The organism is Niallia sp. Kr1, assembly GCF_050389805.1.
Taxonomy (GTDB): Bacteria; Bacillota; Bacilli; order Bacillales; family Cytobacillaceae; genus Bacillus_BD.
The window spans coordinates 3,681,543-3,695,243 of sequence record NZ_CP130945.1 but is presented as its reverse complement, the minus strand read 5'-3'; the positions used below and the strand labels follow the sequence as shown (position 1 = coordinate 3,695,243).

Genomic DNA, 13,701 nt, shown 5'->3' with positions numbered 1-13,701 from the left:
TTTGTGAAAAGTGACACAAAAAATTCAATTTTATGGCAAAGGGGAATGAAATATGTCAGAAACTAGTACACTAGATAACTTTTCTGAACAACAAAACTTGTCTAAAAGACAAGAACAGCTGGATATTCTAGAACAGCTATTAAAGCCAGAAGTACAGGACTCGTTAACTATATTGGTAGAGCAGCTTCCTAAACTTACTGAAATGGCTCAAGCTTTAACGAAGTATTACGATGTTGCTCAATCGCTTGCAACAGATGAAACGCTTAAAAATGATACGATTAGTGCTGTATCAGAAATTGCGGCTCCAATCGTTGGAACGGTTAAAAACGTGGCGGCAACAGCAATTGAAGCTAAAGATCGTGCGGAAGGAAACCATGACGTTATTGGTCTTTTTGGTATGTTAAGAATGCTCAAAGATCCACAAGTTCAAAAGATGTTTCGCTTTGTAAACGCATACCTTGAAGTTGTTTCAGAACGTGAAAGTGAAAAGAAGTACTAATTAAGTTTTAGGACGGGGGATTTTTTTATGTCAAAACATATTGTTATTTTAGGCGCTGGTTACGGCGGTGTGCTTACGGCTTTAACTCTACGAAAATATTTAAATAGTAATGAGGCATATGTAACTGTAGTTAATCAGTTTCCTACCCATCAAATTATTACAGAATTGCATCGCTTGGCAGGTGGTACTGCATCTGAAGGAGCTGTTGCACTACCATTAAATAAGCTTTTCAAAGGGAAGGACATCGACCTTAAAATCGCAAAGGTTAATAACTTCTCAGTTGATAAAAAACAAGTTTCATTATCTGATGGTTCTACTTTATCTTACGATGCACTAGTTGTTGCATTAGGAAGTAAAACTGCTTACTTCGGCATTCCAGGGCTTGAAGAAAACAGCATGGTCTTAAAATCGGTTGAAGATGCGAATCAAATTTATAATCATATTGTTGGACGTATTCGTGAATATGCACAAACGAAAAATGAAACAGATGCTACGATCCTAATCGGTGGCGGTGGTTTAACAGGTGTTGAACTAGTAGGTGAAATCGTTGACAATATGCCGAAAATTGCGAAACAATATGGTGTCGATCCAAAAGAATTAAAAATTAAATTAGTGGAAGCAGGTCCGAAGATTCTTCCAGTATTACCAGACCATTTAATCCAACGTGCACAGGAAAGTTTAGAAGCTCGTGGGGTTGAATTCCTAATTGGTCTTCCCGTAACCGGTGTAGAAGGAAATGAAATTTCATTAAAGAATGGCAGCAAAATTGTTGCAAATACGTTCGTATGGACAGGTGGAGTTCAAGCTCTTCCAGTTGTTGCTGAGTCTGGTCTTGAAGTAGATCGTGGTAAAGCAACGGTTAATGAATTCCTACAATCAAAATCACATGAAGATGTATTTGTTGTTGGGGATAGTGCGGTTGCATTCCCTCCAGAAGGCGGACGACCATATGCACCAACAGCACAAAATGCATGGCAAATGGGTGAACTTGTTGGCTATAACTTATTCGCTTATTTAAATGGCAAATCAATGGAAAAATTCGCTCCAGTAAACTCTGGTACACTTGCTAGTCTTGGTCGTAAAGATGCTGTTGCAGAGGTTGGTGGAAACTCAACTCCACTTAAAGGAATTCCTGCATCTCTTATGAAAGAAGCAAGTAATGTTCGTTATTTATCACATATTAAAGGCTTATTTGCACTAGCTTATTAATTTCATAACACAATTTAACTGCCGTTAAAAGACCCAGCCAATCTTTTTCAGGCAGTTTTTTTTATGGTACAATGAGGTTAATAAAATAATCAAGGGGTGGATAAGGATGGATAAAGAACGTATGAAACCGATTGAAATAACCATTAAGCATAAGAAAAATCAATTAATCGGAAGGATTGCACAAGTTGCTATTTTTTTACCATTTAAAGTTGTTGAAGTGAATATGCTATTAACCGATGACACATATTTTCTCATTTTTTACAAAGATGATTTTGTTTACGGAGATCGATTAGAAAAAGTTTCGGCAGGTTCTTTTATTGATTTGGCTTTTCAAAAAGGTATTGTTTTACCCTCACACCATCCATTTTTACCTGTAATGATTCCTCACAAATCAACCACGATTCCCAATGGGCAAACCTTATTTTCCAAACTACAAGCCCGCTATAGCCTTTTAGAAATGGCTTACCTCGCAACAACATTTGATTCCTTTATTACAAAAGATCAACTGATCAAGACAATGGATAAAATTTACTTCCATTACCGAAGAAACGGCAGCTTTTTTAAGGCTTATCAAATTTTAAGAGTATTGATGAACTTTTCCCCAGAATATCATTCAGCACACGAGCGTCTCCAGGCACAAAAATTTTCTTCTTATATGAAGTGGTATCACACCAGCCCTCTTTCACTTATCTATGAGAAAGATCCTCTTTTCGTTGAGCTATATAACTTCAACAATCGAATGAATCCAGAAGTATACGAGCCGTATATACACCTATTGAATGAACACGGCCGGTCCGTCGAGTTATTGCTACTTTGGATGGAAAAGGTTGCAATGGGGCAAGAAACAGATTCTTTTGACCACTACACAAGCTTGGCACTACAGTTTGTTTCCATGGAAGGGTGGATGGCTGTTTTAACCGATATAAATGTAAATCCATTTCAGCGATTTCCAGAAGCCAAAAAGGTCATTCAAAAAATGATGTCTGAGAAACGATATGAAAGTGCGGCATCTTATTTGTTTCGCTTTATAGATGACTTGCCGGCTTCCTACGAGGATTTACTAAATGATCTTTGGCTTCATCTCGATCCTGAATTTGCTGCGGCTCATTTAGATGATGTGCTATCCGTATTGCAAAAACTTGCCTCGAGGGCTGAACTGGGGTCTTTTGAACAAACATTATTGCTACTGACACGAAAGTTGCTACAATCAAATTCACTTCCAGCTGTATATGAAAAACTAAAGCCGATTCACGAGCTTATACCTAATTCTCCTGTCTTGAAAAAGCTAAAGCGGATGATGCTATTAATCGAGGACCCTGATCACATGATGGAACTAGGACAATATTATGCAGAGTTCAAACAATTTGATGAGGCGATTGAATGTTTTGCTTGGGAAATGGAATTACACCCTGAGGATTCTGCTCCTGTACGAGAGCTTAGTAAAATGTATCATTTTAAAGGAATGGATGAGGAAGCATCGGCTTACCAACAGATTTATACGCAAATAAAAAAGGATCAAGGAGTTGGATAAGTGCTTGGAAGAAAATTCTATTGAATAAGAACGTATATTCGTTTAAAATAGAAATAGAATATAGAACAGACGTTCTTAAGAAGAGCACTTGAATATTTCTTGGAGGCTGCGGTTGATGTTTGATTATAGTAAAATGCCGCAACAACATATTTTATGTGTGGACATGAAAAGCTTTTACGCAAGTTGTTCTGCTGTGATGGAAGGGTTGGATCCACTGCAATGCTATTTAGCTGTAGTAGGGGATAAGGAGCGGGAAGGTAGCATTGTGCTAGCAGCTTCTCCTAAAATGAAAAAGGAATTTGGGATTAAAACAGGATCTCGAAAGTTCGAAATCCCCGATGATCCACGGATTGTCGTCGTTGAACCGAAAATGGCTACCTATGTTCGAGTTTCCATGGAAATCTTACGAGTATTTAATCGCTACGTACCAAAAGAAGCGATTCACGCTTACAGTGTGGATGAAAGTTTTCTCAAAGTAGATGGAGCGGGTAAGCTTTGGGGAGATCCTCTCACGATCGCTCAAAAGATAAAAGACGATATTGAACGGGAATTTCAACTAACATGTGCAATTGGCATCGGTCCTAATTTGCTGATGGCGAAGCTTTGTCTTGATTTAGAAGCAAAGAAAAAAGGAATTGCGCATTGGACTTATGACGATATTCCTGAAAAACTTTGGCCAGTTTCTCCATTGCGTGACATGTGGGGCATTGGAAGAAGGGTAGAAAAAACATTAAATGGCATGGGGATTTTCACAGTCGGTCAGTTGGCCCAATACGACTTAAAAACGCTTGAACATAAATTTGGCATTATGGGAAATCAATTGTATCACCATGCCTGGGGGATTGATTTATCGGAAATAGGCGCTCCCATTATGGAAGGACAGATCAGCTTTGGTAAAGGTCAAGTGTTGCTGCGAGATTATAAAGATGAGGAAGAAATTAAGCATGTGATTCTCGAGATGTGTGAAGAAGTGGCAAAAAGGGCTCGGAACCACCGGAAAGCAGGAAGGACGATTAGCTTTGGTCTGAGTTATAGCCAGGATGAATTAGGAGGCGGATTTTACCGTTCAAGAACGATTGAGAATCCGACCAATGTTACGATGGACATTTATCATGTTTGTCTGGAACTTTTTCATGAGCATTATGAAGGGAAAACGGTAAGAAAAATTTCCATGTCATTAAGTAATATCGTTGAGGATACAGCCTTTCAATTAGATCTCTTTGATCCGGGGGGATGGAAAAAACATGCGTTGGGATATACGGTTGACCAGATTCGGAATCGGTATGGATCAGATTCTCTTCTGCGGGCCGTTTCTTATACAAAGGCCGGTACAGCAAGACAGCGTTCCAAACTTGTTGGAGGGCATAAAATGTAAAAACCCTATAACCTGTTAGATTCAAAGGAAGGAAAGAACAAAATGATACGAGATCGCGGACGGATTAAATGGGTATCGATGATGCTTCCTGAACATGTTCATATTTTGCGAGAATGGGCGGAAGAAGATACGTATAAAACCAAGAAAATATTAGATGAGCAACAGTTGGAAATCTTAAATGGTGTGATTTGTGAAGCGATGGAGTTTGACTATCCTGTGACAATTGTCCACTATCGCGATAAAAAATATGAACTGTTAGTGGGGAATGTTCGTCGCTGGGATCCGCTAGAGCATAAGCTATCTGTGATGGATCACTTTGGCGAAGAGCACCGAATTGCACTTCACGACATTATGGATGTTCAAATCAATAAATAAGCAAGCATGTTCGTAAGCAATGGAATAAATAAAAAAACGATTGTGTGCTACAATGAAAGGAATCCATAATGTTAGATGAAAGGATAATAAATTCATGGAAATTTTGATTACTGATCGTGCACAGAAAGAAATCAACGAAAGAATGAGTGATAAAAAAGGGTATATCAAGCTTAAATATGACACAGATGAATGTGGTTGTGTCATGTGTGGAGTGTCCAATTTATGGCTGGTATCCCAATTAGATAGCGATGATTATGAAGTAAAAACGAATCAAGACAGTATCTATATGGAGAAATCAAAAGATGTTTTTTTCGATGAAAGCTTGACGATTGATTTTAACGAGAAAAGCTACTGCTTTGTATTGAAAAGTCCTAATCAATATTTAAATCCACGAATGAGCTTTATTGATAAAACAGCAAAAAGATAAGGAAACTACGAAAAAGATTCGTGGTTTCTTTTTAGATTCATCCATAAAATGCTAAACAAGGAGGGAAATTGCTGTGATCGTTTGGAAAGATGAACATGTAACTCTTTTTCGTAGTGTTTTATACGAAACCATCTCATCTGTGATTGTTACGGAAGACTGTGTCATTGTTGTGGATCCATGCTGGCTTCCGCATGAAGTGGAGGAAATCAAACAGTATGTTGAAACCGTTAAGGAAAATCGCCCACTTTATTTACTATTTACCCATTCCGATTATGACCATATTATCGGTTATGGGGCGTTTCCAGAAGCGAAAGTGATTGCAAGTGCAAGCTTTGCGAACAAAAAGTTGGAGGAGAAGGAAGCGATTGTCGAAGAAATCAAGGCTTTTGATGACGAATATTACATAACTAGAAACTATAACATCGTTTATCCCAAAGTCGACCTTCCCATTAAGAGTGAAGAAGAAAGTCTTTTGCTCGGAAACACAACCTTAACATTTTTCCAAGCTCCAGGACATAATGATGATGGAATGTTTACCCTTATACAGCCTTTAGGAATTTTGATCGCAGGGGATTATTTTTCAGATATTGAATTTCCTTATATTTACTTTAATAGCAAAAGGTACGAGGAGAGTATTTTAAAGCTCGACTATATGTTAAACAACTATCGGATAAAAATCTTAGTAACAGGGCATGGAAATCCGACAAGACATGTATCCAACATGAAGAAACGACAACAAGATTCACTCCAATATATTGAACAGATGAGAAAATGGGTAAGAGAGGAAAACGAGGAAGAAATTAAGAGGATCATTGCAGGTTGTCGATTTCCGAGAAATATGAAAAAATCCCATCAACAGAATAAACGATTATTCCAGCGAGAATTAGGAACAGAAACCACGTAAAAATAACCGTGGTTTCTATTCATTTGAAGGTTTTTTTGAAAAAATAAATTCCTGTAAAAACGAATCAATGGCTGCTTCGTAATCTTCTTTATTTTCATTTAATGATTGGGCATGAGCCCCGTTTTCAGCAAGAAATAGTTTCTTGGGTCCTTTTTTCTTTTCGTATAATGCTTCTGTCATGGCTGGTAAAATATAATCATCTTTTTTGCTGTGAATAAAAAGTACTGGGTGTTTAATGTTATGAACAAATGAAATCGGTGAAATATCATGGAGCGAATACCTTTCGCGAATCCGTAAAAAAGTATTCGTAAGTGGCAAGACAAGCTTAGGTGGTACTTTTATGTCTTTTTTTAATAAATAGGATATTTGTTCGCTGAAATCGGAAAAAGCGCAATCGGAAATGTAAAAGTCAGCCCCATCTTCAACCGCTCCAGCGTATAACAGCATGGTTGCTGCGCCCATCGACTCTCCGTGAATTCCTAAGAGAATATCAGAACCTTTTTCATTTTTTAACCAATGAACAATAGCCTTTAAATCAAATTTCTCATAGTATCCATAGCTAGTCGTTTTCCCGCCTGATTCCCCGTGGCGCCTGTGGTCATAAATCGCCACATTAAAACCTCTCTCAAGAAAAAGCTTCATATATTTAATTGAATTTACTTTATTCTCTGTAACCCCATGGGAAATGACCATATAACGGTTTGTTTGATGAGGCTCTACAAGAATGACCTTTAAATGATACCCAAATGGAGAAGGGACTGTGACATCTTTTCTAGGTACATCTTGAAAGTCTTCTGGACGGAAGCGACCTGAAGATGTTTCTCGATTCAGAATCGTTTCATCATCTTTTTTCTTAATGTACATCATACGATTTGTAATGAAGACCCCAAACGAAGACAGAAACAAGAGGAAGGAAAAAAGAAAACGTACTATCTTTGCGAATTTTTTCATCGTATACCTCCCGTTATCTAGGTTCCTATTTATATTATAGTACCATAAGTAAAAAAGTGCCTATGCTAAAGAGAGGTGAAAGTGAAGAAAAGCACCCAAGGAACTTTTTAAGGGTTCCGCTTTGAAGTGCTTTCTTAAATACGTGCTGAATTGACAGTCGTATGGGGTATATAAAGCTAGTCCTCAAAACGGCACCCTTTAAAAAGATTTGAATGCTTTTTAATTTGCTTGTTGCTCAATCGTATTAAAGACATACCGATTTAAAAAGTCATCGACCGTTGCTTCATAAGATTCTTTATTTTCATTATAAGAGCAGGCATGAAAACCGTTTTCTGCAAGAAATAATTGTTTGGGTCCTTTTTTTCGTTTAAAAAGTTCTTCCGTCATTGAAGGTAGAATGAAATCATCTTGTTTTGTATGAATAAATAGAATTGGTTTTTTAATTTTATCAATCACTGAGATAGGCGAAATGTCTTGAAGTGTATAGCGATCACGTAACCGTAAGAAAAAATTAGAAACAGGTAGAACAAGATTTGGAGGCAATTTAACCTCTTTTTTGATGACGTAGGTAACTAGTTCCTTAAGGTCCGAAAAAGGGCAATCAGCAATATAAAAGTCTGCTCCGTCTTCCAACATCCCAGCATAAAGGAGGAGTGTAGCCGCTCCCATGGATTCACCGTGAATACCGAGTAGAAGATCCTGACCGACTTCTTGCTTTAGCCAACGAACAATCGCTTGAAGATCATATTTCTCATAATACCCATAGCTGGTTGTTTTTCCCCCTGATTCTCCGTGTCGTCGATGATCATACATCAAGACGTTAAATCCCCGGTCTAAGAAGAACTTCACATATTTAATCGAGCTCAGTTTATTCTCCGTGACCCCATGAGAAATAATGATATAACGATTCGTAACAAGTGGTTCAACAATAATCATTTTAATACAATAACCAAATGGGGAAGAGATCGTTACTTTTCTTTTCTTTAAAGCGTTAAATTCGTCCGGATTCATGCGACCTGCGTTTTTTTCACGGCGGATAATCACATCATCATTTTTTGTTTTCATATACATAAGCCGGTTTGTCGCATAAATCCCAATGGATGAAAGAAACAGTGCGGCTGATAAAGACAATTGAATCACTTTTTTCTTCTTCATCATGTTGCCTCCGATTTTTAATAGAATCTTTATTAGTATGAAAAAAAGGAAAAGTTTCATTCAAAAAAACCGCTTATAGAAGCGGTTTATGATTCTGCGTTATGTCTTTTTGTTGGATGGATCGCGGTTTCTAAATCCTCTGCAGCAATTGTTTTCTTCACTGTATCGCTATTTGGCTTTCCTTTTTGGCTAGCACCTTTTTCACGTTTTTGGCTCACGTTTCCTCATCTCCTAACTATAAGAATCAAAATCATTCTTTAACATGGATGAAACAGGATGAAATTATACGGCTAATCGTTACAGAACAGAAAGTAATGTTATAATAGGTTCGAATATCTGATATTAAAGAGGGATTTGACATGAGAAAAAAACAACAGAAAAAAATAGTAGAAAAACCTGCAACATTAGGGGATCTTTTAAATGCTGAGTTAGTAAAGGAATTAAAGGATACGAAAAAGGAATTAGAAATGAAGGAAGAACAAAAAAAGAAGGCGGAAGAAGAGAAGAAAAGAGAGGAACGCCGCTTAAAGGAGAAAAATAAATCCTTTGAAGAACTACTGAATGAAAGTGACTTTAATTGGAAGGATTTTAAGTGACAAGCACCTTCCATTTTATGGAAGGTGCTTGTCACCTATGGTCTTGGTAAATAGTTGATTTTGTAAGGGATCGGAGTTGATTGATTTCATCGGTTGTTAGTTCATTGCTTTTGATGGCTTGTACATTTTGCTTCAATTGTTGTACGGAGCTTGCTCCAACTACGACTGAGGCGACAGCAGGATTTGCCAAGTTATAGTGTAAGGCAATTTCATTCAGTGGGCGATGAAAAGCTACTTTTAGTTTTTCGACTAAAGCGGACACCTCTGAAAAGGAATAATCCAAGTATCCTTTTTCCCCAATGGAAGGAGAGGTTTTCTCTAACATGCGGTCGCTTAATAACCCTTTTGCCAAGGAACCTCTCGTAATGACACTAATTCCATTCTGATGTAAAAGAGGCAGAGCCTCTTCTTCTGGTCTTCGATCAAGAAGACTATATTGCATCATGACTGATACCATGTTTGATTTCTGTACATATTCCCGAATTACATTCGGTCGAATGGAGGAAATGCCATAATAGCGAATAAACCCTTCAGCTTTTAATTCTTCAAAGGCTTCAATCGTTTCGTCAATCCGGTCTTCAATCGTTCCGCCATGAAGTTGATATAAATCGATATAATCAGTGTTTAATCTTTTTAAACTATTCTTTACAGCTTCTTTTATATAGGTTTTTGATGGATCCCACTGCCAACCATCTTCACCTTCATTCCAGCGATTTCCCACTTTTGTCGCTAGAATCACTTTGTCTCGAAAAGGCTGCAAAACGCTACCAATAATTTTTTCATTTTCACCAAAATCATATAAATCAGCAGTATCAAAAAAATTAATGCCTTCTTCAATCGCAGTTTTAATAATAGATTCAGCTTGGCCTTTGTCAGTACCTAAAGACATGCACCCTAAACTAAGTTCTGAAACCTCTAAATCAGACGTTCCTAATCGTCGTTTCTTTAACAAATTCGACACCTCCTTCCTTATTTATAACACTTCATCATTGCCATTTTCCAGAAAAAGCCTCATTTGATATTGTAGACTCAAGTCGAATCATTCTTTTTCTTATAGTTCATGATTAAAGCAGGCTTGTGATAAGCTATATGGGAAGTATTCGTGGACAGAGCTTCAACCCAATCTGAAACAAGCTCAAAGCTTTTACGATACTCTTTTAATTTCTGGCGTACTTCCCAAGCTTTTCCTGTTAGGGTGATTCCTTTTTCGTGTACATAGATTTTCATCACATTTCCTCCTAAACTGAGTATGGTAAAATGTATGAGAGAATTAATTTGATAGAACTGAGGGGTAGAAAATGAAGAGTCTTGAAGAAAAAACATTATCGACACAACCAATCTTTAAGGGAAAAGTGGTTTCTTTACAGGTTGATGAAGTAGAGCTTCCAAACGGAAAAAAGGCAAAACGTGAAATAATTAAACACCCAGGTGCAGTGGCTATCATTGCGATCACCGAGGAGAATAAACTAGTGTTGGTAGAGCAATATCGAAAAGCCTTAGAGCGTACGATTGTTGAAATTCCAGCTGGTAAGCTCGAAAAAGGTGAGGCTCCTGCAGAATGCGCCAAACGTGAGTTAGAAGAGGAAACCGGATATGAATGTCAGACCCTTGAACTTGTAAACTCTTTCTATACATCACCTGGTTTTGCTGACGAAATTGTCCATGTATATTTAGCGAAAGGGCTGACGAAAAAGGCGAATGCGGCAGAACTGGATGAAGACGAATTTGTCAACTTATTAGAGTGGAGTCTTGAAGAAGCTCTACAAGCCATCGAAGAAAAACAAATTTATGATGCCAAAACGGTATTTGCTGTCCAATATTTACAATTACAAGAGGGATTAAAATAAAGATGAATCAATATTTTGCTGATTTACATATTCACATTGGGAGAACTAAATATGGCAGAGCTGTTAAAATAACAGGTGCAAAGACGTTAACCTTTTCAAACATTATCGCTCACGCAAGGGATGAAAAGGGTCTAAATATGATCGGCATCATAGATTGTCATTCTCCCGAAGTCATCATTGAAATGGAAGAGTTAATGAATGAAGGGGAATTAATCCAGTTAGTAGAGGGTGGGTTAAGTTATGGTGGCTTGACGATCATCCCAGGGTCAGAGTTGGAAATCTATGATGAAAACTGTCATGGTCCTATTCATGTTCTATGTTTTTTACCAACCATTGAAGCATTAAAGGTCTTTTCTAACTGGCTGAGTGGGCATTTAAAAAATATTCATTTAAGCTCACAAAGAATTTATGTTAGTGGGAAGGAATTACAACAAAAGGTAAAGGAATTACAAGGTCTATTTATTCCGGCACATGTCTTCACACCCTTTAAAAGCTTATATGGGAAAGGTGTGCGTTCAAGTTTACAGGAGGTGTTCATCCCTGAGTGGATTGATGGGATTGAACTTGGCTTAAGTTCGGATACCTATATGGCCGATGGTATTGCTGAACTGCATTCATATCCATTTCTATCGAATTCAGATGCTCATTCACTAGGGAAAATTGCTCGCGAATATCAGATAATTGAAATGGTAGAGCCTACATTTAATGAATTTGGAAAAGCACTACGAAACGAAGATGGAAGAGGGATTGTTGCCAACTATGGTTTGGATCCACTACTTGGAAAATACCATCAAACGGTTTGTGAAAAATGCCTGCATCCTTTTCTTCCAGAGGTAGAAGGTGTTTGTGAGAATTGTGGACATTCTAAGTATGTAAAGGGAGTAGCTGAGCGAATCGCTGAACTATCTGTGGAAAATGGTCATAAACCAAAACGGCCGCCCTATATTCATCAAATTCCACTAGAGTTCATCCCAGGGCTTGGACCAAAAATACGAGAAAAACTATTGAATCATTTTGGAACGGAAATGGCGATTTTGCATGAAGTATCTTTTGAGCACTTGAAAGAAGTGGTGCCTGAGAAAATGGCACAAATGATTGTCCTCGCAAGAACAGGCAAATTATCGTTATCTGCCGGTGGAGGCGGAAAATATGGAAAAATCTCGATGAGGGATTAATTCTATTATTAAAAAAGTCAGCGTCATAGTTTTCTACCTCCTGCATAAAATGTAGTAACTGATTAGCAGGAGGAAGAGCACATGAAGAAAAAAATGTACCAGAACATTGTAGCCACCCATTTTCGCGAGCATTCCTCAATCTATTTATTTGTGGTCGTCTTATTTCTAATGGGGGTTATTTTTGGAGCAGTCGTCGTAAACAGCTTAACGTTTAGTCAAAAGGAAGATTTAGCGTATTATTTATCCCAGTTTTTTGGACAAGTTTCGGACGGGAAAATCGCAGGAGCAAAAGATGTATTCTCACAAAGTTTTTTTGATAATGGAAAGTTTATTGGAATGATGGGAATATTAGGGATATCCATTATTGGATTGCCAATCATTTTAATTGTTTTATTTATGAAAGGACTAGTTATTGGTTTTACGGTAGGATTTCTCGTAAATCAAATGGGGTGGAATGGTTTTCTATTATCATTTGTTTCGGTTCTACCGCAAAATTTTATCATCATTCCCGTCTTTATTATCACCGCAACTGTAGCGATTAATATCTCTTTGAAAATGTTCAGAAGACAATTTATGAAGAAAATAAGCGAACCGATCTTGCCATTATTAGGAAGATATGCTTTAGTATTTGTGATGGCTGGATTATTTCTGGCTCTTGCAGCCTTATTTGAGGCTTATGTATCTCCCTCGTTAATGAAAACTGTAATTGATACAGTGTATTAAATAATAATTATTATCAACTGTAGATTGTAATAATTTTAATTGACTCCTTCTCCTCATTTGTTATAATTGAGAATGGGAGGAAGAGGAGGAACTTTTCGTTATGGAAACAAGAATTGAAAGAATTAAGAAGCAATTACACTCATCAAGTTATAAGCTAACACCACAACGTGAAGCGACTGTGTCGGTATTATTAGAACATGAAGAAGATCATTTAAGCGCAGAAGATGTATACCTCCTTGTGAAAGAAAAGTCGCCAGAGATCGGTCTTGCTACAGTATACCGGACATTAGAATTACTAACAGAATTAAAAATAGTTGATAAAATAAATTTTGGTGATGGTGTTTCAAGGTATGATCTTCGCACAGAGGGAGCCGCACATTTTCATCATCATTTGGTGTGTATCGAATGTGGAACTGTTGATGAAATTCAACAAGATTTATTGGATGAAGTAGAAGAAGTAGTAGAACGTGAGTGGAAATTTAAAATTAAAGATCACCGACTTACATTCCATGGGATCTGTCATCGTTGCCAGGATAAAAGCAAAGAGAAAAATAAGTAAGGAATCAGCCTTTTCTATTCAGTAGAAGAGGTTTTTCTTTTTTATGAGGAGAAATTTCCTACTCGATCACTTAAAACGTATAAAACCTGTCCATCTTGGCATAAGTATAAAATAGGAAATATTTGGCCGGAGGTATGGTTAAAATGGGAAAATGGTTTAGAATGATGTTTCATACCCTCAAGGTGTTTATTTTGTTCACTGGATGCACAATCCTCTTTTATTATGGTATCATGTGGTTAAATGAAGAATACACAGAATACCACCGATATGATGAACCTCAGGGATCTGCGATCAAGGTGACAGCATCAGGGCATGATGAAAATTCCAATTGGTTTGATCGGTTGTTATTGTTTTATTTAAATGGGGAGTAATGAG

Annotated in this window: 18 protein-coding genes; 13 read left to right on the top strand and 5 right to left on the bottom strand. The window is 37.4% G+C overall.

Features of this window, described 5'->3' with window-relative positions; all coding sequences use genetic code 11:
• Positions 1–52: 52 nt before the first annotated feature.
• The 7 genes from Q5760_RS18095 (at position 53) to Q5760_RS18065 (ending at position 6,320) form a co-directional block, all read left to right on the top strand.
• On the top strand, positions 53–499 hold the full coding sequence (locus Q5760_RS18095) for a DUF1641 domain-containing protein (RefSeq protein ID WP_428909014.1): 447 nt from the start codon (positions 53–55) through the stop codon (positions 497–499).
• Positions 500–526: 27 nt separating this feature from the next.
• Positions 527–1,708 carry an NAD(P)/FAD-dependent oxidoreductase gene (locus Q5760_RS18090; RefSeq protein ID WP_428909013.1) on the top strand — a complete coding sequence of 394 codons (1,182 nt, stop codon included), beginning with the start codon at positions 527–529 and terminating at the stop codon, positions 1,706–1,708.
• 106 nt (positions 1,709–1,814) lie between these two features.
• Complete coding sequence (locus Q5760_RS18085) at positions 1,815–3,239, top strand: tetratricopeptide repeat protein (protein WP_428909012.1); 1,425 nt, start codon at positions 1,815–1,817, stop codon at positions 3,237–3,239.
• Between the two features lie 115 nt (positions 3,240–3,354).
• Positions 3,355–4,614, top strand: coding sequence for a DNA polymerase thumb domain-containing protein (locus Q5760_RS18080; RefSeq protein WP_428909011.1), 1,260 nt, complete (start codon positions 3,355–3,357; stop codon positions 4,612–4,614).
• 42 nt (positions 4,615–4,656) lie between these two features.
• Positions 4,657–4,989, top strand: a complete 333-nt coding sequence (locus Q5760_RS18075) for a YolD-like family protein (RefSeq protein ID WP_428909010.1) — start codon at positions 4,657–4,659, stop codon at positions 4,987–4,989.
• A gap of 94 nt (positions 4,990–5,083) precedes the next feature.
• A complete protein-coding gene (locus Q5760_RS18070; RefSeq protein WP_428909009.1) occupies positions 5,084–5,416 on the top strand; it encodes an iron-sulfur cluster biosynthesis family protein in 333 nt (110 codons plus the stop codon).
• 73 nt (positions 5,417–5,489) lie between these two features.
• The gene (locus Q5760_RS18065; protein WP_428909008.1) at positions 5,490–6,320 is read left to right on the top strand and encodes an MBL fold metallo-hydrolase; all 831 of its coding nucleotides are present in this window, start codon (positions 5,490–5,492) and stop codon (positions 6,318–6,320) included.
• Between the two features lie 15 nt (positions 6,321–6,335).
• Here the strand turns inward: Q5760_RS18065 and Q5760_RS18060 are convergent, their stop codons facing one another.
• The 3 genes from Q5760_RS18060 to Q5760_RS18050 all read right to left on the bottom strand — a co-directional run bounded on the left by Q5760_RS18060 (position 6,336) and on the right by Q5760_RS18050 (position 8,644).
• On the bottom strand, positions 6,336–7,271 hold the full coding sequence (locus tag Q5760_RS18060; protein WP_428909007.1) for an alpha/beta hydrolase: 936 nt from the start codon (positions 7,269–7,271) through the stop codon (positions 6,336–6,338).
• Between the two features lie 219 nt (positions 7,272–7,490).
• Positions 7,491–8,426, bottom strand: coding sequence for an alpha/beta hydrolase (locus Q5760_RS18055; RefSeq protein WP_428909006.1), 936 nt, complete (start codon positions 8,424–8,426; stop codon positions 7,491–7,493).
• Positions 8,427–8,512: 86 nt separating this feature from the next.
• Entirely contained in the window at positions 8,513–8,644 is a 132-nt protein-coding gene (locus Q5760_RS18050) for a hypothetical protein (RefSeq protein WP_428909005.1), read from the bottom strand.
• A 141-nt stretch (positions 8,645–8,785) separates the two neighbouring features.
• Here Q5760_RS18050 and Q5760_RS18045 point away from each other — a divergent pair, with 141 nt between their 5' ends.
• Complete coding sequence (locus tag Q5760_RS18045; protein WP_428909004.1) at positions 8,786–9,022, top strand: YqkE family protein; 237 nt, start codon at positions 8,786–8,788, stop codon at positions 9,020–9,022.
• Positions 9,023–9,053: 31 nt separating this feature from the next.
• On the opposite strand, the gene Q5760_RS18040 is transcribed toward Q5760_RS18045, so the two are convergent.
• Together Q5760_RS18040 and mciZ are read right to left on the bottom strand one after the other, a co-directional pair.
• The gene (locus tag Q5760_RS18040; RefSeq protein ID WP_428909003.1) at positions 9,054–9,974 is read right to left on the bottom strand and encodes an aldo/keto reductase; all 921 of its coding nucleotides are present in this window, start codon (positions 9,972–9,974) and stop codon (positions 9,054–9,056) included.
• Positions 9,975–10,051: 77 nt separating this feature from the next.
• Positions 10,052–10,249 (bottom strand): Z-ring formation inhibitor MciZ, encoded by a 198-nt coding sequence (mciZ, locus tag Q5760_RS18035; RefSeq protein ID WP_428909002.1) that lies wholly within the window; start codon positions 10,247–10,249, stop codon positions 10,052–10,054.
• 71 nt (positions 10,250–10,320) lie between these two features.
• Here mciZ and Q5760_RS18030 point away from each other — a divergent pair, with 71 nt between their 5' ends.
• The 5 genes from Q5760_RS18030 (at position 10,321) to Q5760_RS18010 (ending at position 13,697) form a co-directional block, all read left to right on the top strand.
• Positions 10,321–10,869, top strand: coding sequence for an NUDIX hydrolase (locus Q5760_RS18030; RefSeq protein ID WP_428909001.1), 549 nt, complete (start codon positions 10,321–10,323; stop codon positions 10,867–10,869).
• Between the two features lie 2 nt (positions 10,870–10,871).
• The gene (locus tag Q5760_RS18025; RefSeq protein ID WP_428909000.1) at positions 10,872–12,044 is read left to right on the top strand and encodes a TIGR00375 family protein; all 1,173 of its coding nucleotides are present in this window, start codon (positions 10,872–10,874) and stop codon (positions 12,042–12,044) included.
• Between the two features lie 81 nt (positions 12,045–12,125).
• Positions 12,126–12,767, top strand: a complete 642-nt coding sequence (gene spoIIM / locus Q5760_RS18020) for a stage II sporulation protein M (RefSeq protein WP_428908999.1) — start codon at positions 12,126–12,128, stop codon at positions 12,765–12,767.
• 100 nt (positions 12,768–12,867) lie between these two features.
• A complete protein-coding gene (locus Q5760_RS18015) occupies positions 12,868–13,326 on the top strand; it encodes a Fur family transcriptional regulator (RefSeq protein WP_428908998.1) in 459 nt (152 codons plus the stop codon).
• A gap of 143 nt (positions 13,327–13,469) precedes the next feature.
• Entirely contained in the window at positions 13,470–13,697 is a 228-nt protein-coding gene (locus Q5760_RS18010) for a YqzK family protein (RefSeq protein ID WP_428908997.1), read from the top strand.
• Positions 13,698–13,701 lie beyond the last annotated feature (4 nt).